General features: G+C 52.0%; 21 protein-coding genes. 11 read left to right on the top strand and 10 right to left on the bottom strand.

Features of this window, described 5'->3' with window-relative positions:
• Positions 1-54: 54 nt before the first annotated feature.
• Positions 55-2085, bottom strand: a complete 2031-nt coding sequence (metG, locus tag ABIE29_RS11185) for a methionine--tRNA ligase (RefSeq protein ID WP_024528561.1) — start codon at positions 2083-2085, stop codon at positions 55-57.
• Positions 2086-2245: 160 nt separating this feature from the next.
• Here metG and apbC point away from each other — a divergent pair, with 160 nt between their 5' ends.
• Entirely contained in the window at positions 2246-3358 is a 1113-nt protein-coding gene (apbC, locus tag ABIE29_RS11180) for an iron-sulfur cluster carrier protein ApbC (RefSeq protein ID WP_429618778.1), read from the top strand.
• Positions 3359-3365: 7 nt separating this feature from the next.
• On the opposite strand, the gene ABIE29_RS11175 is transcribed toward apbC, so the two are convergent.
• Positions 3366-4001 carry a phosphatase PAP2 family protein gene (locus tag ABIE29_RS11175; RefSeq protein WP_429618775.1) on the bottom strand — a complete coding sequence of 212 codons (636 nt, stop codon included), beginning with the start codon at positions 3999-4001 and terminating at the stop codon, positions 3366-3368.
• A gap of 255 nt (positions 4002-4256) precedes the next feature.
• Here ABIE29_RS11175 and udk point away from each other — a divergent pair, with 255 nt between their 5' ends.
• From udk to ABIE29_RS11155, 4 genes are all read left to right on the top strand, one after another.
• Positions 4257-4898 carry a uridine kinase gene (udk, locus tag ABIE29_RS11170; RefSeq protein WP_021180590.1) on the top strand — a complete coding sequence of 214 codons (642 nt, stop codon included), beginning with the start codon at positions 4257-4259 and terminating at the stop codon, positions 4896-4898.
• Positions 4899-5023: 125 nt separating this feature from the next.
• Complete coding sequence (gene dcd, locus ABIE29_RS11165) at positions 5024-5605, top strand: dCTP deaminase (protein ID WP_024484888.1); 582 nt, start codon at positions 5024-5026, stop codon at positions 5603-5605.
• 34 nt (positions 5606-5639) lie between these two features.
• Positions 5640-7481 carry an outer membrane assembly protein AsmA gene (gene asmA / locus ABIE29_RS11160; RefSeq protein WP_429618771.1) on the top strand — a complete coding sequence of 614 codons (1842 nt, stop codon included), beginning with the start codon at positions 5640-5642 and terminating at the stop codon, positions 7479-7481.
• A gap of 155 nt (positions 7482-7636) precedes the next feature.
• Positions 7637-8641 (top strand): LacI family DNA-binding transcriptional regulator, encoded by a 1005-nt coding sequence (locus tag ABIE29_RS11155; RefSeq protein ID WP_429618769.1) that lies wholly within the window; start codon positions 7637-7639, stop codon positions 8639-8641.
• A 360-nt stretch (positions 8642-9001) separates the two neighbouring features.
• On the opposite strand, the gene araD is transcribed toward ABIE29_RS11155, so the two are convergent.
• From araD to ABIE29_RS11120, 7 genes are all read right to left on the bottom strand, one after another.
• Positions 9002-9694, bottom strand: a complete 693-nt coding sequence (gene araD, locus ABIE29_RS11150) for an L-ribulose-5-phosphate 4-epimerase (RefSeq protein ID WP_429618766.1) — start codon at positions 9692-9694, stop codon at positions 9002-9004.
• A complete protein-coding gene (locus tag ABIE29_RS11145; RefSeq protein WP_429618763.1) occupies positions 9688-10557 on the bottom strand; it encodes an L-ribulose-5-phosphate 3-epimerase in 870 nt (289 codons plus the stop codon). The genes araD and ABIE29_RS11145 overlap by 7 nt, the downstream gene beginning before the upstream one ends.
• Complete coding sequence (locus ABIE29_RS11140; RefSeq protein ID WP_429618760.1) at positions 10544-12034, bottom strand: FGGY-family carbohydrate kinase; 1491 nt, start codon at positions 12032-12034, stop codon at positions 10544-10546. Before ABIE29_RS11140 ends, ABIE29_RS11145 begins: the two co-directional genes overlap by 14 nt.
• Positions 12035-12050: 16 nt before the next feature.
• On the bottom strand, positions 12051-13040 hold the full coding sequence (locus ABIE29_RS11135; protein WP_429618757.1) for an ABC transporter permease: 990 nt from the start codon (positions 13038-13040) through the stop codon (positions 12051-12053).
• The gene (locus ABIE29_RS11130; protein WP_429618755.1) at positions 13037-14527 is read right to left on the bottom strand and encodes a sugar ABC transporter ATP-binding protein; all 1491 of its coding nucleotides are present in this window, start codon (positions 14525-14527) and stop codon (positions 13037-13039) included. Before ABIE29_RS11130 ends, ABIE29_RS11135 begins: the two co-directional genes overlap by 4 nt.
• Positions 14528-14713: 186 nt before the next feature.
• Positions 14714-15631 (bottom strand): substrate-binding domain-containing protein, encoded by a 918-nt coding sequence (locus ABIE29_RS11125; RefSeq protein WP_429618753.1) that lies wholly within the window; start codon positions 15629-15631, stop codon positions 14714-14716.
• Positions 15632-15764: 133 nt separating this feature from the next.
• Entirely contained in the window at positions 15765-16832 is a 1068-nt protein-coding gene (locus tag ABIE29_RS11120; protein ID WP_024528572.1) for a zinc-binding dehydrogenase, read from the bottom strand.
• 564 nt (positions 16833-17396) lie between these two features.
• On the opposite strand from ABIE29_RS11120, the gene dcuC reads away from it, so the two are divergent.
• On the top strand, positions 17397-18755 hold the full coding sequence (gene dcuC / locus ABIE29_RS11115; protein ID WP_429618751.1) for an anaerobic C4-dicarboxylate transporter DcuC: 1359 nt from the start codon (positions 17397-17399) through the stop codon (positions 18753-18755).
• A 116-nt stretch (positions 18756-18871) separates the two neighbouring features.
• On the opposite strand, the gene ABIE29_RS11110 is transcribed toward dcuC, so the two are convergent.
• Positions 18872-20458 carry a TerC family protein gene (locus ABIE29_RS11110; protein WP_429618748.1) on the bottom strand — a complete coding sequence of 529 codons (1587 nt, stop codon included), beginning with the start codon at positions 20456-20458 and terminating at the stop codon, positions 18872-18874.
• A 668-nt stretch (positions 20459-21126) separates the two neighbouring features.
• On the opposite strand from ABIE29_RS11110, the gene galU reads away from it, so the two are divergent.
• The 5 genes from galU (at position 21127) to ABIE29_RS11085 (ending at position 26512) form a co-directional block, all read left to right on the top strand.
• Positions 21127-22026, top strand: a complete 900-nt coding sequence (gene galU, locus ABIE29_RS11105; RefSeq protein WP_429618747.1) for a UTP--glucose-1-phosphate uridylyltransferase GalU — start codon at positions 21127-21129, stop codon at positions 22024-22026.
• 46 nt (positions 22027-22072) lie between these two features.
• Positions 22073-22969, top strand: coding sequence for a sugar phosphate nucleotidyltransferase (locus tag ABIE29_RS11100; RefSeq protein ID WP_429618744.1), 897 nt, complete (start codon positions 22073-22075; stop codon positions 22967-22969).
• Between the two features lie 780 nt (positions 22970-23749).
• Entirely contained in the window at positions 23750-24832 is a 1083-nt protein-coding gene (gene wecA, locus ABIE29_RS11095) for a UDP-N-acetylglucosamine--undecaprenyl-phosphate N-acetylglucosaminephosphotransferase (RefSeq protein ID WP_429618742.1), read from the top strand.
• A 106-nt stretch (positions 24833-24938) separates the two neighbouring features.
• Positions 24939-26078 carry a polysaccharide export protein gene (locus ABIE29_RS11090; RefSeq protein WP_429618739.1) on the top strand — a complete coding sequence of 380 codons (1140 nt, stop codon included), beginning with the start codon at positions 24939-24941 and terminating at the stop codon, positions 26076-26078.
• Positions 26078-26512, top strand: a complete 435-nt coding sequence (locus tag ABIE29_RS11085) for a protein tyrosine phosphatase (RefSeq protein WP_429619061.1) — start codon at positions 26078-26080, stop codon at positions 26510-26512. The genes ABIE29_RS11090 and ABIE29_RS11085 overlap by 1 nt, the downstream gene beginning before the upstream one ends.
• Positions 26513-26521 lie beyond the last annotated feature (9 nt).

The raw sequence follows: 26521 nt of genomic DNA, 5'->3' as shown, positions 1-26521 counted from the left end.
CCTCTCCCTGCGGGAGAGGGTTAGGGTGAGGGGACTTTGTTATATTACAAAAGCTTACTTAACCTGCATACCAGGCTGTGCGCCGCTGTCCGGGCTGAGCAGGAAGATCTCCTTGCCGCCAGGGCCAGCCGCCATCACCATCCCTTCGGAAACGCCAAAGCGCATCTTACGCGGCGCCAGGTTGGCCACCATAATCGTCAAACGCCCTTCCAGCAGTGAAGGATCAGGGTAGGCAGAGCGGATCCCGGAGAAAATCTGGCGCGATTCGCCACCCAGATCCAACTGCAGCTTCAGCAACTTGTCGGAACCTTCAACAAACTCGGCGCTCTTGATCAGCGCGATGCGCATATCGACCTTGGCAAAATCGTCAAAACTGATGGTGTCCTGGATCGGATCGTCCGCCAGCGGGCCACTGACAACCTTCTGGCTGGCGGCCAGATCTTCTTTTGATGCATTGACCATTTCATTCACTTTGTCGAGATCGATACGGTTGAACAGCGCCTTGAAAGTGCTCACCTGATGGCCCAGCAGCGGCTGCTCAATACCATCCCAGCTCAGTTCGCAATTGAGGAACGCTTCGGCACGTTCGGTCAACGCAGGCAGTACCGGCTTCAGATAGGTCATCAGCACGCGGAACAGGTTGATGCCCATCGAACAGATAGCTTGCAGATCGGCGTCGCGGCCTTCTTCTTTCGCTACTACCCAAGGAGCCTGCTCATCGACATAGCGGTTGGCCAGATCGGCCAGCGCCATGATTTCGCGGATCGCCCGGCTGGTTTCACGGCTGGCATAGGCCTGCGCAATGCTGGTGGCAGCATCAACAAAGGTCTGGTACAGCGCGGGGTCGGCCAGATGATCGGCTAACTGCCCGGCAAAACGCTTGTTGATAAAGCCAGCGTTACGGGAAGCCAGGTTCACCACTTTGTTCACGATATCCGCATTCACGCGCTGTACGAAGTCTTCCAGATTCAGGTCGATATCGTCGATGCGTGAAGAGAGCTTGGCGGCGTAGTAGTAACGCAGGCAGTCGGCATCCAGATGCTTGAGGTAGGTGCCAGCTTTAATGAAGGTGCCGCGCGACTTGGACATCTTGGCGCCGTTCACCGTCACATAGCCGTGCACAAACAGGCTGGTTGGCTTGCGGAAATCACTGCCTTCCAACATCGCCGGCCAGAACAGGCTATGGAAATAGACGATATCCTTACCGATAAAGTGATACAGCTCGGTAGTGGAGTCTTTGCGCCAGAACTCGTCGAAATCCAGATCGCCGCGTTTGTCGCACAGGTTCTTGAACGAACCCATGTAACCGATTGGCGCATCCAGCCAGACGTAAAAATACTTGCCTGGGGCATCCGGAATTTCGAAGCCGAAATACGGCGCGTCGCGGGAGATATCCCACTGTTGCAGGCCGGATTCGAACCATTCCTGCATCTTGTTGGCTACCTGCTCTTGCAGCGCGCCGGAGCGCGTCCAGGCCTGCAGCATGTCGCTGAAAGCGGGCAGGTCGAAGAAATAGTGCTCAGAATCACGCATCTCCGGAGTAGCGCCAGAAACCACGGATTTAGGGTCGATCAGCTCGGTTGGGCTGTAGGTTGCGCCACACACTTCGCAGTTATCGCCATATTGATCCGGAGATTTACATTTCGGGCAGGTGCCCTTCACAAAACGATCCGGCAGGAACATGCCTTTCTCGGGATCGTAAAGCTGAGAAATGGTGCGTCGCTTGATATGACCGTTCTCTTTCAAGCGGCCATAGATCACACCGGACAGTTCACGGTTTTCTTCGCTATGGGTCGAATGATAATTCTCATAGCTGATGCCAAAACCGGCGAAATCCTGTTGGTGCTCGCGGCTCATTTCCGCGATCATCTCTTCTGGCGGGATACCCATCTGCTGTGCTTTGAGCATGATTGGCGTACCGTGCGCGTCATCCGCACAGATGAAATGAACTTCGTTGCCGCGCATTCGTTGGTAACGAACCCAGATATCTGCCTGGATGTGCTCGAGCATGTGGCCGAGATGGATGGAACCATTTGCGTACGGTAGCGCGCACGTCACCAATAATTTTTTCGCGACTTGAGCCATAATGAAAAATTGCTTTCTTTAATGAGTGAAAAGGGTCTTTGATGTTACCCGATCGCGCTCTCTGCTGCTAGGGCGGTTTCTTTCGGGTTATACGAGCGAGTTACCCTGCAATTCTGATATGCTTATCAGGTTGCTACCCATTCAAAATCAAGGAGCCGGGATGAACGCCAAATCCCCTGAGCAGACCAACCCTGAAGTTCTGCGCGCCCTGGTGACCGGAGTATTGGCCGCCTTCGAACATCCGACGTTAAAAAATAACCTGACCGCACTGAAAGCCATTCACCACTGCACGCTGCTGGACAATGTTCTGCATATTGAGTTGGTCATGCCTTTTGCCTGGCAAAGTGGGTTTGCAGCGCTGAAAGAGTCGGTAAGCGCCGAGCTGCTGCGCGTGACCGGCGTTCAGGCTATCGACTGGAAGCTGAAACACGATATCACCACCCTGAAACGTGCCAATGACCAGGCCGGTGTGAAAGGCGTGCGCAACATTATTGCCGTCAGCTCGGGTAAAGGCGGAGTGGGGAAATCCAGCACCGCGGTCAATCTGGCGCTGGCGCTGATCGCCGAAGGTGCCAAAGTGGGTATCCTGGATGCGGACATTTATGGGCCGTCGATCCCCAACATGCTGGGTACTGAACATGAACGCCCGACCTCGCCAGATGGCCAGCATATGGCTCCGATCATAGCGCACGGTTTAGCGACCAACTCTATCGGCTATCTGGTGACCGACGACAACGCCATGGTGTGGCGCGGGCCGATGGCCAGCAAGGCGCTGCTGCAACTGTTGCAGGATACGCTGTGGCCGGATCTGGATTATCTGGTGCTGGATATGCCGCCGGGAACTGGGGATATCCAATTGACCTTGTCGCAGAATATCCCGGTGACCGGGGCGCTGGTGGTAACGACGCCACAGGATATTGCCTTGCTTGATGCTGCCAAGGGGATTGTGATGTTCGAAAAGGTGCATGTGCCGGTATTGGGCATCGTCGAGAACATGAGCATGCATGTCTGCAGCAACTGTGGTCATCATGAGCCTATTTTTGGCACCGGTGGGGCAGAGAAACTAGTGCAGAAATACCATAGCCGCCTGTTGGGGCAAATGCCGCTGCATATTTCGTTGCGTGAAGATCTGGATCGTGGGCAACCGACCGTAGTCAGCCGCCCGGACAGCGAGTTTGCCGAGATGTACCGTCAACTGGCGGGGCGCGTCGCGGCTCAGATGTACTGGCAGGGGGAAGCTATCCCTACCGAGATCTCCTTCCGCGCGCTGTGATGTTACCTCACCCTCTCCCTGTGGGGGAGGGTTCTTTATGCAGATCGGCCCGGACAAAAGGTTTCTCTACCGGCGCAATGGTCACGGCAATCCGTTCCAATAACCCCTGGGTCGGTGCCGCAGTGCCGGAATTGATCAGGACAATGGGCAGCGCCAGCGTAACGGCGATTTTGCGGTAAGACAGCCGCGGTGGCAGCGTGCCACGTTGCAGCATTAAGAAGGTGCTGCTGACGATAAAACCGAGCGCCAGGCCGGTGATCACCTCAGAAGTGGAATGGGCGTGGATCACCAAACGTGAATAACCTACTGCGGCAGCCAACAGATAGCCGACGACCACCGCAGTACGCCTGACCGGCGACGAGAAACGCCCACAGAGCAACCACAGCAAAACCGGCCAGATACTGGCAGACAGGGCCGAGTGGCCGCTGAACCCGGTAAAATCCCAGTGGCGGCTGCCGATGCCCCAGCCCATAAACGCCAGCTTTGATGCGCAAACTACGGCACCCACGCCGCCAAACAACAGCATCCATTGCCAGGTCGGCTTTCTGCTGGCAGGGGACAGGATTAGAATAATAAAGACGATGGCTGCGCAGGGCAGCAGCAGCATGCTGTCACCAAAGAAAGTCAGAAAATGCCAGTTCATGTGCGGTTGTACTCTAAGAAATAGGATCGAAGACGGTCTTTATGATGGCGCGAATTGTACCCTGAGTCGCCGATTTGCAGTAGCGTAAAAAATCTTAAATCCCCCGGCAAAAGATAATCTGCTCGTCAATTACCCCGGTTTGTGGGGATTATCACCCGTCCAACCTTCTAAACGCTGGCGCCGGGAGCACTAACTCCCTATAATTGGCCTGCTTTATACCCCCTTTCCCCACATTGAAATCAGGTCTTTAATTTTATGACTGACAAGTCGCATCAGTGCGTCATTATTGGTATAGCTGGCGCATCAGCCTCCGGAAAAAGCCTTATTGCCAGTACGTTATACCGCGAACTCCGCGATCAGGTTGGCGATCAACATATCGGTGTGATCCCGGAAGACAGTTACTACAAAGACCAGACGCACCTGACCATGGAAGAGCGGGTCAAAACCAACTATGACCACCCCAGCGCCATGGATCACAACCTGCTGTTCCAGCATCTGCAAATGCTGAAATCCGGCCAGGCGATTGAGTTGCCGCTATATAGCTACACCGAACATACGCGCAAGAAAGAGACGATTCACCTGGAACCCAAGAAAGTCATCATCCTGGAAGGGATCCTGCTGTTGACGGATATCCGCCTGCGCCAGGAAATGAATTTCTCGATCTTTGTTGATACCCCGTTGGATATTTGCCTGATGCGCCGTATGAAGCGCGACGTGAATGAGCGTGGCCGCTCCATGGATTCCGTGATGGCGCAGTACCAGAAAACCGTCCGCCCAATGTTCCTGCAGTTTATTGAGCCGTCAAAGCAATATGCCGATATTATCGTACCGCGCGGGGGTAAAAACCGTATCGCGATAGATATCCTGAAGGCAAAAATCAGCCAATTCTTTGAATAAGTCATTAACAGGTCAGCCTGTTTTGCTGGCCTTTAGCGAACTATTTGAGTCCTGACATAGACCTTGAGCCAGTTGTGTGGCAATTTTCGTATGAGTTTATGCGTCTTGATGGAATGGAGAAAATAATGAGACTGTGCGACCGCGATATCGAAGCCTGGCTGGATAACGGAAAACTGGTGATTTCACCGCGTCCTCCCATTGAGCGTATTAACGGGGCCACAGTGGATGTCCGTCTGGGCAATCAGTTCCGCGTGTTCCGTGGCCACACCGCTGCCTTTATCGATCTCAGTGGCCCAAAGGATGAAGTGAGTGCCGCTCTTGACCGCGTAATGAGCGATGAAATCGTGCTGCCGGAAGGCGAAGCCTTCTTCCTCCATCCAGGAGAACTGGCGCTGGCGGTGACGCTGGAGTCGGTCACCATCCCTAACGATCTGGTTGGCTGGCTCGATGGCCGCTCTTCGTTAGCCCGTCTGGGATTGATGGTGCACGTGACCGCACACCGTATCGATCCAGGTTGGCAAGGCTGTATTGTGCTGGAGTTCTATAATTCAGGTAAGCTGCCGTTGGCATTACGCCCTGGCATGTTGATCGGTGCGCTGAGTTTTGAACCGCTATCCGGGCCTGCGGCACGGCCATACAACAGCCGCCAGGACGCGAAATACAGGGATCAGCAAGGGGCCGTGGCCAGTCGAATTGACAAGGATTAACAGCGAATCGGTATTGCGCTGACACGAGGATGGCATGAGAAGACTACTGACGACTTTGGTGATTTTGCTGGTGGTGCTGGTGGCAGGGATGTCTGCCTTGGTGCTGTTGGTTAATCCGAATGATTTCCGCACCTATATGATCAAGAAGGTGGAACAGCGCAGCGGTTATCATCTGACGCTGGAAGGCGACCTTCGTTGGCATGTCTGGCCACAGCTGAGCATTCTTGCCGGGCGAATGACGCTGACGGCGCCAGGGGCAGCGGCTCCGGCGGTCAGTGCAGATAATATGCGTCTGGATGTCAAACTGCTGCCGCTCCTCTCCCACCAGCTTTATGTCAAACAGGTGATGCTGAAAAATGCCGTCATCCGCCTGACCCCCGACAGCGCAGAGCAAAACCAGCCCGATGCCCCTATCGCCCCCGGTGGTAGCCAATCGGATGATAGCTCGGGATCCCTGTGGAAATTTGATATCGACAACCTGCGGGTGGTGGATAGCCTGCTGATCTGGCAACGGGCCAACAACGAGCAGATTAACGTTCGCGATATCAATTTAACCCTGCAGCAGAATGAAAAGCATCAGGCGCAGATCGAACTTTCCAGCCGGGTGAATCGCGATCAACGCGATCTGAGCTTCAACCTGGCGGCCAATCTCGATCTGCAACAGTTTCCCCGCCAGATAGGCGCGCAGGTCACGCAGTTTAGCTATCAGCTTGAGGGCGCAGATATTCTTGCCGGTGCCATCAAGGGGGGAGGGAGCGTACAGGCGGTTTATCAGCAGGCTGCGCAGCAGATTGCCTTGAGCCAATTGATGCTCAGTGCCAACGATAGCCAGTTGACGGGGAGTGTTAGCGCGCAGCTGGGGCCAGTGCCTGCTTACACCTTGGATCTCAGCGCCACACAACTCGATCTGGATGCACTCTCGGGCTGGCAGACAACAACCCCTGATGAGGAGCAGCCGCCGCAACCGGTGACCGCATCCCCGGTGATCGCTAATCAGGCCGACGATCCGCAACAGAATTTACAGGTGTTACGTGACTTCAACGCGCAGCTTAAGCTGAAGGCGGATCAGGTGACTTATCGTGGGATGTCGGTTAATCAACTGGCGGTACAGGCAAGCAACCAACAGGGATTAATGACGGTGGCTACGCTGTCTGGTAAGTTGGCCGGCGGTGATTTCTCCCTACCAGGCTCAATGGATGTGCGGGCTGATAAACCGCTGATCAAACTGCAGCCGCAGTTACGGCACATTGAGCTGGGTGAGGTACTCAAGGCCTTCGACATGCCATTGGCAGTGACCGGCACGTTCAACATGCAGGGTGATTTGAGCGGCGATCGCCTCAACGCAACGGCTTTCGAACATCGCTGGCAAGGGACTGCGGAACTGTCCATGCAGAATGCGCAGCTGCATGGTCTGAATATTCAACAGCTTATCCAGCAAGCCGTGGCGCGTAATGACAGTAGCGTGCGTGGCGAGGATAACAATCAGCGCTACACCGCTGTACAACAAATGAGTGCCAAGGCCAGCTTGAGCAAGGGGCAGATCACGCTCAGTGAGCTACGGGCAGAGTCTGCGGTGATGAACCTGACCGGCAGCGGTATACTCAACATGCCTGGCAAACAGTGCGATTTAACCATGAACGTTCTGGTAACCGGAGGTTGGCAGGGCAACAATGCGCTAATCGCACAACTGCGCGAAACGCCGATCCCACTGCGCGTCTATGGCCCGTGGGATCAGCTAAATTATCAGTTGCAGGTCGATCAGCTATTGCGTAAAAAGCTGCAGGATCGTGCCAAAGACGCCTTGAACAAGTGGGCCGAGAAGAATAAAGGCTCTCAGGAAGGCCAGGATCTGAAAAAGCTGCTCGATAAGCTGTAAGCCTTATCAAAACTGCCCGCGCTCTCTTTAGGTTTGGATGAGCGCGGGTTTGCCCCTCCGATAGACAAAATCAACTCCGCTCACATTCATCTGGCATACTGCTGATGGCTTCCCTACAATAAGGGATCTGTGAATGAATAAAGCAAGGATTGACGGTGTCAAAAGCGAATTCTAATGCCACCATTGTGGATATTGCCCGCCGAGCCAACGTGACCAATATCACTGTCTCCCGTGCTTTTAATAAACCCGAACTGGTAAAGTCTGAAACGCTGGAGAAAATTCATGCTATTGCCAAAGAGCTTAATTATGTTCCCAATGCTTTCGCTCAGGGATTAAAGAAAAGCAGCAGCCAAATTATCGGCATTGTTACCAGCAGCATGTATAATCCCTTTTACTCCAACCTGATCCAAACCGTATCGCGTATTGCCCGTATGCAGGGCTATCAGATTATGCTGTTTGATACCGACGGTAGCGAAGAGGCTGAAATGCAGGCGGTACAGGCGCTGTTCGGTTATAAGGCGCGGGGCATTTTGCTCTCTGCCGTACGCGACGATCGGCATTATCAACCCGCCTATCTTGATCAGGCCGAGCGCTATCATACGCCGCTGATCCTGATCGACAGGGACATTTATAATCAACAACTTAGCGGCGTATTCCTCAACAACCAAGAGATTGGCAAGCTGGCCGGTAAATATCTGGCCGAACAGCCGGAAAGTAATGTCCTGATCCTGGGTGGCCCGGCCGACTCGGAAATTACCTTGGTGCGAACCCAGGGTATTATTGATGCTCTGGAGGGAAAGGGGGGTAAAATCACCATTATCAATGGCGATTATGATTTTATTTCTCAGGCGGCACGGGTTAAAGAATATCTGGCCGATGAACAGCATCAACCGGATTATATCGTTGGTCTCAACGGTATTATCACGCTGGGCGCGATTTCGTTGTGCCATCAGTTGGATATTTATCATCGGGTGAAATTCTTTTCGATCGATGAACCGCCCAAGGCGCGGGATTATGGGCAACATATTGCCGGGGTTTATCACGATACGCAGGTGTTAGGGGAAATCGCGGCGGAGTTATTGTTTAATGCGATTCAAAATAATCACAGCGATCAACCTTTACGGCGGGAATTTTTTACCGGGATGCTACTTGTCGAGTAATGTGCTGGTTGCTCCCTCACCCCAACCCTCTCCCACAGGGAGAGGGAGCTGCTCCGGTGATGTTATTGGGTACGGAAGCTAATTCGTGGCACCCCAAAAGGGTAGCCAGTCAGGCTCAGGGGCTGGCTGTGGCACTAATTAGTGCCGAGCAGGGGCTATGTTTTGGTCTGGCTACACTAGACACCCTAGATTAATTGATGGCCTAAATTGGACGAGTAGTGGTCAGGCGTAGGGACTATGTTCTGACCTAGCCAAAGTAGACACCCTAAATTAATATGTGGCACGCTCAGTCCCCTCTCCCTGTGGGAGAGGGTTAGGGTGAGGGGCAATTCGCTGAAATATCAGGCTAATCCCACCTCATTACTGCCCATAGTAAGCATTTTTACCGTGCTTGCGTAAAAAGTGCTTATCCAACAGTGCGGGTTGCATGGGAGGGATCGTCGGAGTCAATTGCCGCGTGGCCATCGCCATGGCCGCGACTTCCTCCATCACTACCGCATTATGCACCGCATCCGCCGCCGTTTTTCCCCAGGCGAATGGCCCATGAGAATAGACCAGGACCCCCGGCACCTGTTGCGGATCGCGCTTCGCCTGTTGGAACGTCTCGATAATCACCTGGCCGGTTTCCCGTTCATAGTCGCCAGCAATCTCGTCCTCACGCATAGGGCGGGTACAGGGAATGTCACCATAAAAATAGTCGGCGTGCGTGGTGCCCAGGGCCGGGATCGCCTGGCCGGCCTGTGCCCAGATGGTGGCATAACGGCTGTGGGTATGGACGATGCCGCCAATAGCAGGAAAGGCACGATACAGCGCCAAATGGGTATCGGTATCCGAGGACGGTTTACGCTGCCCTTGTTGGATCACACCGTCCAAATCCACCACCACCAGATCCTCTACCGTCATCACCTCATAGGCGATCCCCGAAGGTTTGATCACCACCAGCCCCTGCTGGCGATCGATCGCCGACACGTTGCCCCAGGTAAAGGTCACCAAACCATAACCCGGCAGGCTGAGATTGGCCGCCAACACCTGCTGCTTCAACTCGCTTAACATGTGATGCCTCCCTGTTTCATCTGCTGCTCGATCCAGCTTTTGGCCTGGGTGATATGCTGGATATCCTGGCCATCGTTGCGCGTCCACATTTCCAGCAGGAATGGGCCGCGATAGTTGAGCCGGTTTAACACGGCAAACGTATGGGCAAAGTCGACGCAGCCGCTGCCGAAAGGCACATCGCGGAATTGCCCTGTAGTACCCGGCAGCACCGGCAAGGTATCTTTTAAATGAATGGCGGTGATCTTGTCGATGCCTTGCTCCAGCTCATACGCGACGTCATTGCCCCAGGCGCTGAGGTTGCCGACATCGGGATAGACGGTAAACCACGGGCTTTCAATCTGCCTGGCAAATTCACGCCACTTGCTGATGCTGTTGATAAAGGTGGTATCCATGATCTCCACGGACAGCATCACCTGTGCCTTGGCCGCCAGCTCTACTGCCCATTGCATACCTTCGATAAAACGCTGGCGCGTATGGCGATTGGCCGTTTCGTAATAGACGTCGTACCCCGCTAGCTGAATATTTCTGATCCCGACGTCAACGGCGAAGTCCAACGCCTTTTCCATCAACGCGCGGGCCTGGTGGCGGATGGCGGCATCATTACTGCCAAACGGATAACGACGATGGGCGGATAAGCACATGCTGGGCACCGTGATACCGCTGTCAAAACGGGCGTTGATCAGCGCCAGCCGTTGCTGACGATCCCAGTCCAGGCGCTGCTGGCGCTCCGGCTGTTCGTCAATGGAGATCTCCATAAACTGGAAACCCAGCTCGCTGGCGATACCCAGGCGTTGCGCCCAATCAAGCTCTGCCGGCAAGGCTTTCTCGTACAGCCCAAGCGAGACGTTATTAGTGGTGTGCATGCTGGTTGGCCTCATTTAATGCTTGGGCGATATTCAGGTAGCCCGCAAAGCGATCGCGTAAGCGTTGGTTAGCCGCCGCGTCGGGATAATAGATATGGACTTCAGGTTGAATAACCTGCACGGCCTCGGTAAAGCTGCTGTACTCCCCGGCGCCTACGGCGGCACAGATCGCTGCGGCCCGGCAGCCGCTTTGCCGGATGTTCACCACCTCCAGCGGCAAATTGCCGGCGTTGGCAAACATTTGCATCCAGACCTCGGACTGTGTGGGGCCGCCGGTCATGCGAATACGCTCTACGCGTGGATTCAGCGCCACCAGACGATCCTGATGAACCAGATGTGAGAACACGATGCCCTGATAGATCGCATGTACGATATCGGCCATGTCATGGTGCCCGCTCAGGCCAATCAGCGCGCCCGGCAGATTGCTTCCGAGGTTGGAGCCGAACAGGTAGGGCAGGAATGTGATGTTGCTCGGCTGTTTGCTACGTTCTTGTACCCAACGGTTGAACTGCGCATAGCGCTGATGATCGTTGTCGCAAAACTGCCGTAAGAACCAGGTCAGATTGCTCGCTGAGGTTGGGCTGCCTTCGTGAACAAAGTAGCGGCCCTCCATGCAATAACGCCCCCAGGCAAAAGGATGGGAGGAGGGGAGCAGGCTCTCCGTCACGCAGGTAGCGATCGACCAGGTACCCGCTACGGCACTCAGGGTACGATTGTCGACTACTCCCGAGCACAAGGCTGCGCCAACCACATCAAACAGGCCGCCATACACCGCCGTTCCGGCGGGTAATCCGCATTGGGCGGCAGCGGCGGCGGTCACTTGCCCGGCAAGCTCGGCGGAGCCCAGCAGCGGCGCGGTTTTATCGGCCACTTCCTCAATGCCGAATGCCGCCATCAACACAGGATCGTAATCCGCCGTTTGCTGGTTGAACAGGTTGCTGCCGGAGATGTTGGTGATCTCCGCCGTCGCTTCACCGGTCAGGCGAAAGCGCAGATAGTCATGAGCCATCAATACCCGATCAATCGCCTCAAAGTGTGCGGGCTCATGCTGCTTCAACCAACGTAACAGCACTGCCGGATGGCTGTTCCAGATGGGTTGCAGGCTACGCGGATAGGTAACGGCTTCGATACCTTGCTGCTGTAACTCAACCACCATTGCACCGGCACGAGTATCAGAAGAAACGATGCCGTTGCGTACCGGCTGGCCCTTTTTATCAATGGCATATAGCCCTTTGCCGTGTGATGAGAAGCTTACACCACGCACCCGATCGCCAGTTATATCCGCGAGGCTGAGTACCTGGCGAATGGTCTGGCAAAGGTCACGCCACAAGGGCTCCATCTCGCGTTCAGAGAAACCGGGCTGCGGGGAAACGGTTTCCCCATCACACTCCGCCACGGCAATTTCATCACCGTTAGCCCGGTATAGACCCGCCTTGATCAGCGTGCCGCCAATATCAATGCCCAGAAAATATCCCATATCAGTTCTCCCTGGCTTATTTACGGCGGCTGGAACTGAGGTAGATAGCGGCGAGGATAATGCCACCTTTGACCACGTTCTGGATGTAAGGCGATACGCTCATCAGGTTGAGACCATTGTTCAGTACGCCAAGCATCATTGCACCGACCAGCGTGCCGATAATGGCGCCTCTGCCACCGGAGATGGCGGCTCCACCAAGCACTACGGCGGCGATGGCATCCAGTTCAAAACCTTCACCGGCGTTGGGCTGCCCGCTCATCAGACGTGAAGTGAGTACCAACCCAGCCAGTGCGGCGGTCGTTCCGCTCACCACATACACCAGGACCTTGTAACGGGGGACGCGAATACCGCTCAGGCGCGCGGCCTCTTCGTTGCCGCCAATGGCGTAGACATAGCGGCCAAACGGCAGGTGGTTAAGCATCAGATAGGCCAGAATATAAACGCCGACCATGATCAGCACCGGAACTTGAATACCCAATACGGAACCGCGGCCAAAGAAGGAGAACATGTCTGGCAGGCCAGAAATTGGATAACCGCCGGTGTACAGCAGTGCCAAACCACGGGCGATACCCATTGAGGCCAGGGTGACGATAATCGGCGGCATGCGCAGATAGGCAATGCAGGCACCGTTGGCCAGGCCAAACAGGGCACCGATCGCCAACGCGGCGACCATCGCCAGAGGAATGGGGATCCCTCCCAGCATCAAGCCAGCGGCAATTGAACCCGACAGTGCCATCACCGGCCCGACCGACAGATCGATACCTCCAGTCAGGATCGCGCAGGTCATGCCCACCGCAATAATGGCGTTGATCGACACCTGGCGTGCCACGTTGGTGAGGTTGTTGACCGTCAGGAAGCTGTCATTAAGCCCGCTCATCAGCAGGAACAAAATGGCAAAGCCGATAAAAGGCAGCATTGCGGGATGATGCAGCAGCAGCTTCCAACGCTTGCCGAGGCTCTGGTTCTGGGCCGCGTGTGTCAGTGGGGATGGTTCAATTCCGATCATAATGCACTCCCGGTTGCATGAAGCATGATGTTATGAGATTCGATTTCATTCCCGGCCAATTCGGCAACAATGTGGCCGCCACGGAACACCAGCACGCGATCGCAAACGCCGATAATTTCCGGTAATTCGGATGAAATCATGATGATAGAAATGCCTTTTTGCGTGAGCTGTTGCATCAGCTGATAGATTTCGGATTTGGCGCCGACGTCAATGCCACGGGTAGGCTCATCAAAAATAAGGATGTTGCAGTCATTGTTCAGCCAGCGGGCAATGACCACTTTTTGCTGGTTGCCGCCGCTCAGGGTGCTGACGGCGGTATCCGCGTCCGGGGTTTTCACGCCTACCGCGCGGATCAGCCGCTGAACGATATCGTCGTCCTTACGGGCGTTAACGAATATCTTGCCGAACCGCTCATGGCGATTGAGGGTGATGTTCTGCGCCACGGAAAAGGGCAGCACCAGCCCCTCGGTTTTACGGCTTTCCGGCAGCAGGCCAATGCCTTGCTTCAATGCCAAAGCCGGGTTATGCAGGAGGGTTGGTTGCCCACCAAGGCTGACCTGTTTGCGATAGCAGGCGCTGGCACCAATCAGCGCGGAGACCGTCTCGGTACGGCCCGAGCCCACTAATCCGGCAAACCCCAGGATCTCCCCTTTGAACAGATGGAAGCGATCTTCCTGCTGATGCTTGGTGCGTTGAATGCTGGCTTCCAGCAGGCGTACCGAGGTGTCGACAGGGTGCGACTTCACCGGGAAGGCATTTTCGATTTTGCGCCCGACCATCAGCTTCACCAGTTCGTCCACGTTGGTGTCGGCCGTGGGCAGCGTTTGCACATAGGTGCCGTCGCGCAAGACGGTGATCTGGTCGCAGATGGTGAAGATTTCATCCAGGTGGTGCGAGATGAAAATCATGCCGACGCCCAGCAGTTTCAGATCGTTCATTACGCTGAACAGGTGTTCGGCTTCACCCGGCGTCAGGGTGGCGGTCGGCTCATCCAGCACCAGCACGCGGGCGTCCAGTGACAGCGCCTTGGCAATCTCGACAAACTGTTGTTGTGCCACGCTCAACTGCGCCACCGGGCAATCCAGATCGATTTTTACCGTCAGCCGCTTGAAAATAGCCTCGGCTTTCTTGCGCATCGCTTTACGATCTAATAATCCCCAGCGGTTCTTGATTTCCCGGTTGAGGAAAATATTGTCCAGGGCGTTCATGTAAGGAATAAGCGAGAATTCCTGAAATATGATCCCTACTCCGGCGTTAATGGCCTGCCGATAATTATCGAACTGGCGGCTGGTACCCTCCATGATTATTTCACCAGAATCCGGTTGGTGAATACCACACAGGATTTTCACCAACGTCGATTTACCGGCTCCGTTTTCTCCTAGCAAGGCGTGTATTTGGCCGTGTTGAATGGTAAGGTCAATACCGTCCAACGCCTTCACGCCTGGAAAGGACTTCTTTATCTGTTTTAATTCTAATAACGCCGTCACGGTTAACTCCTCCGGGTTTTATACCCATCGTTGCGAAATGGGTCGGGTACAAACCTCAACCGGCTCGTTGTGTTGTTGGGGGGCCGTATGTTCTGATAATCAATGTGTCAATTTGGGGCAAACAGGTATTCGCCCCTACACATTCAGCAGTATTGCCGCGTGGTCATCAAACTCGAGGCCGGGCGTTTACCAGCTAAAGCCTTTGGCGTTGCTGCTGTCGATCAGCTTAACTTTCACCGGAATGGTACTCGGCACGTTGGCACCCCAATGGCGGGCCAGGGCAATCCCCAAGGCAATACGTGCCTGGTCGCGTGGGAACTGGGCTGAGGTGGCGATAAACGGTGAGTTCGGTTTCAGGATCTCCTTAATCGCTTCAGGCTGGCCATCGACGCTGACCAATTTGACCTTGGCACCGTTACTCTCGATGGCGGCCAATGCACCCAGGGCACCTACGTCGTTGACGCTAAAGATACCGGCCAGGTCGGGAGTGGATTGCAGCATGTTTTCGGTTACGGTCAGTGCGGTATCACGCTCTTGTTTGCCGTTCTGCTTGGTGACAATCTGCATTTCCGGGTGTTTTTTAATGGCGTCCTCAAAACCACGTACCCGTTCCAGGATCGGCACCACCGGGATACCGTCCAGGATCGCCACTTTGCCTTTGTTGCCCAGAGATTTGGCCAGGTATTCACCCGCCTGGAAACCGGCATCATAGTTTTCCGAACCGACAAAGGAGTCCAACGGGCCTTCGGCCTGGGCATCGATCGCCACGACCACCGCCCCGGCCTTATGGGCCGAGATTACCGCCGACTGCACGCCAACCGAATCTGTTGGGTTAATCAGTAAAATATCGACTTTCTTTTGCAGCATATCTTCCACATCATTAATCTGCTTTGAGACGTCATGATGGGCATCCGCAATATACAGCTTGGCGCCAATATCACCGGCAGCCTGCTCTAATGCCTGTTTCATTGAGACAAAATAGTCGTTATTCATTTCCTGGAATGAAACGCCAATGGTGATCTGTTTGGCTAATGCCGATTGGCTGGCCAGCAGCATGCCGCCAGCAAGCATCATGGGTAAGGTTTTCTTGAATAATGAAAACATGGTTTATTCTCCTGTTGTAGGGGCGGTGTCTTTCTTTCAGTGTTATTTATAATAATTAGGTGGTTATCGGCCAAACGTCGGCCTCGCTATAAAAGCGCGTTATAATTATTTGCTTAAAACTAATCACTCAATATTAAGGAACCAAAATAACCTTGATGGAATCCGTTGAATCAGCCAGGGCGAATGCCTGATCCCATTCGTTTAATGAATAACTGTGGGTTACTACACCTTTGGAGGTCACCAGACCGCGTTCAAAAAGGTCGATGGCAATTTCATAGCTGTAAGGTGCCAGGTGCGCACCGCGAATATCCAACTCTTTGCGATCGCCGATGATTGACCAGTCGACGGTGGTTTCCTTGCCAAACACGCTGAACTCGACAAAGCGGCCGAGCTTACGGATCATCTGCAATCCTTGGGTTACGCCGATCGGTGCGCCGGTTGCTTCGATGTAAACATCACAGCCGTAGCCATCGGTTAACGCCTTGACGATTTTATCGGCATCTTCCTTGAGCGGGTTGATGACCACGTCGGCACCGAACGCTTTTGCCAGCTCCAAGCGCTCGTCGATGGCGTCAATCACGATCAGCTTTTTCGGTGTCTTCAGTTTGGCAACCTGCACCATACACAGACCCAACGGCCCGGCACCGGCCAGTACCACAACATCGTCCAACTGGATATCCCCACGGGCAACGGTGTGGATAGCGCAAGCCATCGGCTCGATCAGCACGGCATCTTCATGGCTGAGGCTTTCCGGGATCTTGTGCACGATGGCGTTGGCGGAAAAACGCATGTATTCCGACATTCCTCCCTCGGCCACATCCTTTTGGAAGCCGTAGATATTGTGTGTTTCACACATCCAATAGCTGCCGGATTTACAGTAACGGCATTCCCAACAGGGAACGATCTGCTCGGCAATGACGCGTTCGCCGATCTTGTATTTCTGCTCTGTGCCTTCCCCCATGGCAACAATGCGGCCGTAAAATTCGTGGCCGGGCACGACCGGCGGTTTTACCCAAGGATTTTCACCCCAAAACATCTGGGCACCGTTTTTACATTTACAATCACCGGCACAGATCCCGCAGCCTTCGACCTTGATCACCAACTCTTTGGCTTTAGGTAGTGGGGTAGGGACTTGTTCAAAACGGTAATCCTGCGGGCCATGGCAAACTACCGCGCTCATCTTTTCGGGTAACTGACTCATTTTTCTCTCCATTATTATGCTAGACAGCGATACAGAAACGAATGTTGACGTTGTCATTTTTTACAAAATAAAAAGGACAAAACTTATTTAATTTATATTATTCATTAAGTTATGCATGATTTTTAACGTCAGGCTAAAAATGACAACGTGAACATTGGTGATCATATAACCAAAGTGGAGAAAACATTTGTTTGATCAAACTCACACATCGTTAACATCTGGTGTAAAGATTCTACAAATTCAGATCATGATCACAATGTCATGCAGGCGTATGTAAGATAGGAGAGGGGATGTTATTTCATTTTTTGACATTAAATCAATTGGTTATATGATTGATGGCCGATTTGCTTGCTCTGGGCTGTCTGGCTGCGGCCTCCGGCATCTACCCGCCAGCTGGAGGTGATTGCCAAAGCGACCTGGCTTGGAATTTCACGATTTGTTGATAGTTTCCCCCCGCAACCTTGATGAATGTCATAATATCCTGTCCTGATTTTCGGCAGAGTGTGGCGTTATTCGGCTGCCATGGGGCGATGCGCTGAAATAAAATAATTAAATCGAGGAATAATGATGGAACTTATGATTGGAGCCTTGGTGGCGGTGTTCGTTGGCCGCTACATCATCAAAGGCTATTCTGCCACTGGGGTGTTAATGGTTGGCGGCCTGGTGCTGCTGGCGGTGAGTGCATTTATGGGCAAAAATCTGCTGCCCGCCAGTGCGACTTCGACCGGCTGGCGCACCACCGATATTTTCGAATATGTCAAAATCCTGCTGATGAGCCGCGGTGGCGATCTCGGCATGATGATCATGATGCTGTGTGGCTTTGCCGCTTATATGACGCACATTGGCGCCAATGACGTGGTGGTAAAGCTGGCATCCCGTCCGCTGCAGATGATCAACTCCCCGTATTTACTGATGATTGCGGCCTACTTTGTTGCCTGCCTGATGTCACTGGCCGTCTCTTCGGCGACAGGGTTGGGTGTGCTACTGATGGCAACGCTGTTCCCGCTGATGGTTAACGTGGGGATCAGCCGTGGTGCGGCGGCGGCTATCTGTGCTTCTCCAGCAGCCATAATCCTTTCGCCTACATCGGGTGATGTGGTGCTGGCAGCCAAGGCGGCCGAAATGCCGCTGGTGGACTTCGCCTTCAAAACCACGCTGCCGATCTCCATCGCCGCCATTATCTGTATGGCGATTGCCCACTTCTTCTGGCAGCGTTATCTCGATCGCAAGGCCAACGAACAGCACCATATTATGGACGTGAGTGAAATCACCACCAATGCGCCCGGTTTTTATGCCATCTTGCCGTTTACCCCGATCCTGGGGGTGCTGGTTTTTGATGGTAAATGGGGACCGGAGCTGCACATCATTAGCGTACTGGTAATTTGTATGTTCCTGGCTGCGGTGATCGAGTTTATCCGCAGCTTCAACGCCAAAACGGTGTTCGCCGGTTTAGAAGTGGCTTATCGCGGCATGGCCGATGCGTTTGCCAGCGTGGTGATGCTGTTGGTCGCGGCTGGGGTGTTTGCCCAAGGCTTGAGCACCGTGGGCTTTATCAGCGGCTTGATCAGCCTGGCACAGTCGTTTGGTACCGGTGGCATCATCATGATGTTGGTGCTGGTGGTGATCACCATGTTGGCTGCGATGACGACCGGATCTGGTAATGCGCCGTTTTATGCGTTTGTCGAGCTTATCCCGAAACTGGCGGCACAGATGGGGGTTAACCCGGCTTACCTGGTGATCCCGATGCTACAAGCTTCCAACCTGGGCCGTACGCTCTCGCCGGTTTCTGGTGTGGTAGTCGCGGTTTCCGGTATGGCAAAAATCTCACCGTTCGAAGTGGTGAAACGCACCTCGGTACCGGTGATTGTCGGACTGGTGGTGGTAGTGGTGGCTACGGAGTTGCTGGTGCCAGTGCACCTGTAAGCCATGTTGAAACAGCCAACCGGCTCACAATGGGGCGCTGTATGTTGCGCCCGTGTAGATCACCGCTTTGACATCAATCTGAACTGGGCACCGCAAGCGGGTGCCCAGCATGGATTTTACTCTTCGTCCTCTTCGTTAGGTGTCACTAACGGCGTGATCTTCACCTTCACGATGCGGTGGCTACTGATTTCCAACGGTTCAAACAGATAGTCGCCAATCTTCAACAGTTCCCCTTCGCGTGGAATGCGCTGGCAATGCTCCATCAGCAACCCTGCCAAGGTATGATATTCCCGCTTTTCTTCTATCGGCAGTGGTACATACAGCACCAGATCTTCCAGCGGCATATGGCCATTGGCAATCCAGTCGCCTTCGCTGGTTTGCTGGATATCATGGCGTGCATCAACCTCTTCATCGGCCTCTGGCAGATTACCGGCGATGGTTTCCATCACGTCGGTTAACGTCACCACCCCTTCCACTGAACCAAACTCGTCCACTACAAACGCAAAGTGGGTTTTGGCCTGGCGGAACTGCTCCAATGCAGACAGCAACGTTAACTGCTCTGGGAAGATCAGCGGCTGACGCACCAAGGCGCGCAGATCCAGTGGTGATTGCTGCAACTGCTGTTTCAGCACATCAATGGTGTGGATCACCCCTAATGGCTCATCGCTGGCGCTATTTTCGGTTACCACGATGCGTGTATGCTGGTTTTTCTCCAACAGTTGCGTCAATTTATCCAGTGGACCGTTAAGCCCAAGGTATTCCACATCGTGCCGCGAAGTCATGATACTGCTGACGGTGCGTTGTGCCATGCCCAACACCCGCTCGATCATATGGCGTTCCTGCTGGTTGAAGATTTCACCATTTTCGTTATAGCTGTCTGCCAGCAGGTGTGCCGAATGGCTGTCTATCTCGGCCTCTTCATGCTTGCCGCTTAACATGCGCAATACGGCTTCTGCGGTACGCTCACGCAAAGGCCGCACCTTGGAAAGAAAACGGCGGCGGTTAAACTGGGCAAACTGGTTCAAGGCTTCGATCATCACCGAGAAACCGATAGCCGCGTAGAGATAGCCTTTTGGAATGGCATAGCCAAAGCCTTCGGCTACCAGGCTGAAACCAATCATCAACAAGAAGCTGAGGCACAGAATAACAATGGTGGGATGAGCATTCACAAAGCGCGTGAGCGGCTTGCTGGCCAGCAACATCAAACCAATGGCGATACACACCGCGATCATCATCACGGCCAGATGATCGACCATCCCAACCGCCGTGATCACCGAATCCAGCGAGAAGACAGCATCCAGCACCACAATTTGCGCGACCACCGGCCAGAAACGCGCACCTTTGCGTGACCCATGGTGTTCTTCGTCTTTACCCTCCAGCCGCTCGTTCAGCTCCATAGTGGCTTTAAACAGCAGGAAGATACCACCGACCAGCATTATCAGGTCGCGGCCACTGAAAGCGTGCCCCATGGCCACAAACAGCGGTTTGGTCAGGGTGGCTAGCCAGGATATCGAGGCTAGCAGCATCAGGCGCATCACCAATGCCAGCAAAAGGCCGACGATACGGGCTTTATCTCGTTGTTTCTTGGGTAATTTCTCTGCCAAAATGGCGATAAAGATCAGGTTGTCAATGCCCAGTACAATTTCCAGTACAACCAGGGTGGCCAAGCCGGCCCAAATTGTTGGATCTGCGATCCATTCCATACGCCTAATTTCACCTTTAGTTCGACGGCTTATGCCGCATTGAGAATGATGGACGCTGAAGGGGGGGAATTCAACTCAAAATCCGCACTGGATGCGGGTAATCTATGTAAGTAGAATAATTAAACAGTGTCAGGATCTTGTCATCAGGGGTAACCATCAGAAAACATAGGAAAAAATAACTGTTTATAAATTCCACGCTTAGATAATAACCATTATAATCAATTTGTTATAAAATAGTTAAGCGAGTAGAATCTTAAAAAAAGCGTGTGTTTAGTAGTCTTATTCTGAAAAGGACTTAATATAGTCACTAACACTTGTTTCACCGGGTCAATAGTATAAGAATCTTAGTATCCTATAAATGATAGCAAGACTGACCACTTGGCCAGGAAGGCACCGCCTTTTCCCTATATTCTGCGACTTGCCTCTCATTAAATTCTGAACAGAACCCCAGGTTCATCTACAAGCGTGGAGTCGATTGCACGCTGGTGTCAGTTCAACATTGTCTACAGTGCATTGGTAGCTGCAAGCCAAGGGCGGTAGCGTGCCCAAAATGTCATTGAATGAGTGTAAATAATTGATTTTTAAGGTTAAAAATTCATTTTGACGTTGGGTTAGCCACTCTTCCTGGCTCTGTTACACTTACTTGTTATTTGTCGGTGGAAAAATTTATGCAAAAAAGATTGAAGGCCGTTATCCCAGTAGCAGGTTTGGGCACTCGTATGCTGCCCGCAACCAAGGCGATCCCGAAAGAAATGCTGCCTGTGGTCGATAAACCATTGATTCAGTACATCGTGAGCGAATGCGTAGCGGCTGGCATCAAGGATATCGTACTGGTTACGCACTCATCGAAAAACGCGATTGAAAACCACTTTGATACCTCCTTTGAGCTGGAAGCGATGTTGGAAGCTCGGGTAAAACGCCAACTGCTTGCCGAAGTACAAAGTATCTGCCCGCCAGATGTGACGGTGATGCAGGTGCGCCAAGGGCAGGCCAAAGGGCTTGGTCACGCGGTGTTATGCGCTCAACCAATGATTGGGGATAACCCCTTTGTGGTGCTGCTGCCGGACGTGCTGTTGGATGACTCTACCGCCGACCTGCAGAAAGAAAACCTGGCCAAAATGATCCAGCGCTTCGAGCAAACCGGCTTTAGCCAGATTATGGTTGAGCCAGTGCCGCAAGAGGATGTTTCCAAATACGGTGTGGTTGATTGCGGCGGTGTGGCGTTAGCCGCTGGTGCAAGTACGCCAATGACTGCGGTAGTAGAAAAACCGGCACGGGAAGATGCGCCTTCCAACCTGGCTGTGGTAGGGCGCTATGTTCTCTCAGCCGATATCTGGCCATTGTTGGAGAAAACGCCTCCGGGAGCAGGTGATGAAATCCAACTGACCGATGCCATTGCCATGCTGATGGAGCAGGAAACGGTTGAAGCTTTTCATATGAGTGGCAAATCCCACGACTGTGGTGACAAATTGGGCTATATGAAGGCGTTTGTACAGTATGCCTTGCGCCACCCTTCCGAAGGCGAAAACTTCACTCAGTGGATGAAACAGACCCTGAACAGCAAGTAATTGCCCGAGCCGGTTAGCACGACCACAAGATTTTAAGAGGAACACCATGTCGAAGAAGTTGAAAGCCGTCATTCCTGTTGCTGGTCTGGGTATGCGCATGTTGCCTGCGACCAAAGCGATCCCCAAAGAGATGCTGCCGATCGTTGATAAGCCGTTGATTCAATATATCATCAACGAATGCGTGGCTGCCGGGATCAAGGAAATCATTCTGGTTACCCACTCATCCAAGAACGCGATCGAAAACCATTTCGACACGTCTTATGAGCTTGAGGCGATGCTTGAAGCGCGCGTGAAGCGTCAGCTGCTGGATGAAGTTAAATCCATCACGCCGAAGGGCGTAACCCTGATGCATATTCGCCAAGGGCAGCCGAAAGGGTTGGGGCACGCGGTACTGTGTGCCAAACCATTGGTAGGTGATTCACCTTTTGTGGTAGTGCTGCCAGACGTGTTGCTGGATGACGCCAAGGCCGATATGCACAAAGACAACCTGGCGCATATGATTGCCCGCTTCGAAGATAACGGGCTGAGCCAGGTACTGGTGCAGCCCGCGGATGAAAATGTGCTGTATGACTACTCGGTGGCGGAATGTGAGACCACGACCCTGCAACCAGGGGAAAGTTCACGCATGACGTCGATCATTGAGAAGCCAAGCCGTGAAGTGAAACTGAAGTCTAATTATTCCGCTGTAGGCCGCTATGTGCTCTCTGCCAACATCTGGCCTATTCTGGAAAAAACTCAGCCAGGTGCCTGGGGGCGTATTCAACTGACCGATGCGATTGCTGACTTGATGAAACAACAGACGGTAGAAGCGATGGAACTGGTGGGAGAATCGTTCAACTGTGGTGAAAAACTAGGTTATCTCCGAGCCTTTGTGACCTTTGGTCTACGCCATCCAACGCAGGGCAAAGCGTTCCGTGAATGGGCCGAGCAGTTGGAGCTTTAACATTTATACTGGCAATGCCGAGAAAATGGATAATGTATGAATATTTAGTAGCGAAAGTTTTCTAGGTGTTTGTTTTAGAGTTGGCTTTGTTTGGAAAGTTTGCAATTTGCTTTTCATCAATGCCAGCTAGTCTAGCGGTAGCCGCAAGACTAGCTGGCATTTGAGGTGGTTTATTTTCAAAGACTATACACATTATTGATTGCTGGCATTGATTGATAAGTCGATATCCTAAACTCTTCGTTACTACACCTAAGAAATTGCACTTCAAATTATTTTATCTTTCAAGGTAGCTTTCCCTGACTTTGAGAGGCGATCAAGGGTATAGGTCGAGTAGCTTGTTGGTCATCAATGCTGATATTGAAATGCGGATGTAACGGGGCTAAATGAATACTTTGAGAATTTTCTATTTCGAATAATAATTTCAAAAATCAAAATATCAATGTTTTTTTATCCCCAAAAATTTGAGCATTGCAAGTTAACGAGTAGCCTTATTCCGAAAAGGATTTCACGACCTATCTAAGGCTTGTTTCGAGCGGTTAATAGTATAAGAATCTTGTCATCATAATTTGACATTAGTAAAGATTTTGTATGCTTGTGCTGAATTTGAATCAGTGAAAGACAGGTTTGATAGGTAAGTTCTGGTAACCCCCACAAGAAAATGTGACGTAAGTAAGTATGGTTGCCCCTTACTGCAATACATTGGTAGTTGGTAGGCCAATAGCAGTAACGTAGCTGTACGACTCGGATTGGGAGTTGCAACTTCTTGATTATGGTGAAAATATGCAAGAGTTGATAGTTGTTTTTATCGGGGCATTTCTTGTACTGTTAGGTGCAAGGAAGCTAGCTTTTTATGTTGGTTTAGTGGATAAGCCAAATGCTCGTAAAAAGCATAACGGACATATCCCATTAGTAGGCGGGGTTTCTATCTACCTGGCTTTGTGGGTACTTTATGCATTGCACCCAGATTGGATGCCTCAGTTCACTTTGTACATGGTCTGTGCCACTATCCTGCTGATGGTTGGTGTGTTAGATGACCGGTTTGATTTACCTGTGTTGCCAAGAGTTGGAATTCAGGCTTTGGTGGCTGGGGTTATGATGTGGTCAGGCTTGTATTTGGCAAGTCTTGGTCATGTTATTGTAGGTAGCGAACTGGCATTGGGGGCGTTTGGTTATTTTATAACCTTGTTTGCGGTTTGGGGGGCTATCAATGCGTTCAATATGGTTGACGGCATTGATGGATTACTAGGTGCGCTATCATGCGTTACTTTTGGTGCGCTTTCTGTGGTGTTTGCACTGGGCGGTAACTCCGAACTGTCAAAATGGTGCTTATGTTTGTTGATAGCATCATTGCCCTATATCATGTTGAACCTTGGCATTCCTATGGGGAAACGTTTCAAAGTATTCATGGGGGATGCGGGGAGTACTCTGATCGGTTTTACCGTTATCTGGCTGCTGGTTTTGGCCACTCAAGGTGATAAAGCTGTGATGCAACCGGTATCTGCACTGTGGGTGATTGCGGTACCATTGATGGACATGGCAACAATTATGGTGCGTAGGATCCGTAGGGGAGATAGCCCTTTCAAACCCGACCGTGAGCACTTGCATCACATATTGATGAGAGCAGGGCTAGGGCCGCGCCAGACACTTTTTGCCATTGTTGCATTTGCATCTTTATTGGCGGCAATCGGGGTCATTGGTGATAGGTTAGGTGTACCCGAACTGCTGATGCTAGGGTTATTTTTGGTTGTTTTCGCGGGCTATTTTTGGTCTATTACCCGGGTATGGAAAATTTTGACCTGGATCCGTAAATCGAACCACAAGCCAGCGATGAGCGAAGCGGAAGGTTCACCATCAAACAAATGATTAATCGTTTGTTTTGTTGCTACTTTGGCTCATTATTGAGCCGTTTTCCGTTTATAATGTTCGTACATTAGATTGGATAGCATTTCTCATAATAGTGAACAATTAGATGATAAAAGTTACATTTAAGCTGATACCGCTACTGATTTCTGCCAGCTTTATCAGTGGATGCACGGTGGTACCTGGCTCACATCTCTCGACTTCAGGCAAGGATGTTGTAAAGCAATCTGACGCTGATTTTAACATTGGTAAATTGGTTAATGTTTACCCAATGACGCCTAAGCTGATTGAAAAAATGCGACCAAACCCGATTGTGGCGCAGGCAAACACAGCGTTGGAAACGGAACTTCAGAACTATGAATATCGCATTGGTGTAGGCGACGTTCTGATGGTGACCGTGTGGGATCACCCAGAACTAACGACCCCGGCAGGGCAGTACCGTAGCGCGAGTGATACCGGTAACTGGGTAAATTCGGATGGCACAATCTTCTATCCTTATATTGGCAAAGTGAAAGTTGCCGGTAAGACAATTGCTGAAATTCGCACCGTCATCATGTCCCGTTTAGCTCAATATATTGAGTCACCACAGGTTGATGTCAGCATTGCGGCATTCCGCTCTCAGAAGGTCTATGTTACAGGGGAAGTTGCAACCTCAGGTAAACAGGCCATCACAAACGTGCCACTAACTGTTTTAGACGCTATCAACAGTGCTGGCGGCTTAACTGAGAACGCCGACTGGCGCAATGTGGTCCTAACGCATAATGGTAAAGAGCAACGCATTTCTCTTCAAGCACTGATGCAAAACGGCGATCTTAAGCAGAATCACCTCTTGTACCCTGGTGATATTCTCTATATTCCTCGTAACGATGACTTGAAAGTCTTTGTGATGGGGGAGGTGAAGAAGCAGAGTACTTTGCGTATGGATAGAAGCGGTATGACGTTGACTGAGGCATTAGGTAATGCGGAAGGCCTAGATCAGGCTATGTCAGATGCTACAGGGGTGTTTGTAATACGTTCACTACGTGGGAAAGAGAGCGAGAAGTTAGCTAATATTTACCAGTTAAATACTTCTGACGCGGCCGCACTAGTGATGGGAACAGAGTTTCATTTACAGCCTTATGATATCGTTTATGTGACAACGGCACCTGTTGTACGTTGGAACCGTGTTATCAGTCAATTAGTGCCAACTATTACTGGAGTCAATAATATGACGGAGTCGGTACGTTGGATGAGGAATTGGCCAAACTAATGTTTAATAATATACTTGTCGTTTGTGTGGGAAATATTTGCCGTTCCCCAACTGGGGAGCGGTTGTTGCAAGATAGGCTCCCTGGTAAAAAAATCTCTTCTGCAGGAATTAGTGCATTAGTGGGGCATTCAGCAGATGAACATGCACTCGATGTAGCCAGAAAGCATAATGTTGATTTAAATAATCATGTTGCTCGGCAGGTGACATCAAAAATGTGTCGAGATAGTGACTTGATCTTAGTAATGGAAAAAGGTCATATCGATGCAATAACAAAGATTTCTCCAGAAGCTCGAGGGAAAACAATGCTTTTTGGGCATTGGTTAAAGCAAATTGATGTTCCTGATCCATACAGGAGAAGTAATGAGCTCTTCGAACATGTTTTCCAGTTGCTTGATGAGGCCGCTGGGCATTGGGAAAAAATGCTAACCAAATAACGCCACAGG

The organism is Serratia sp. 2723, from assembly GCF_050434425.1.
Lineage (GTDB): Bacteria > Pseudomonadota > Gammaproteobacteria > Enterobacterales > Enterobacteriaceae > Chania.
The sequence above is the reverse complement of the archived record's forward strand: the minus strand, read 5'-3'. Positions and strand labels throughout refer to the sequence as shown.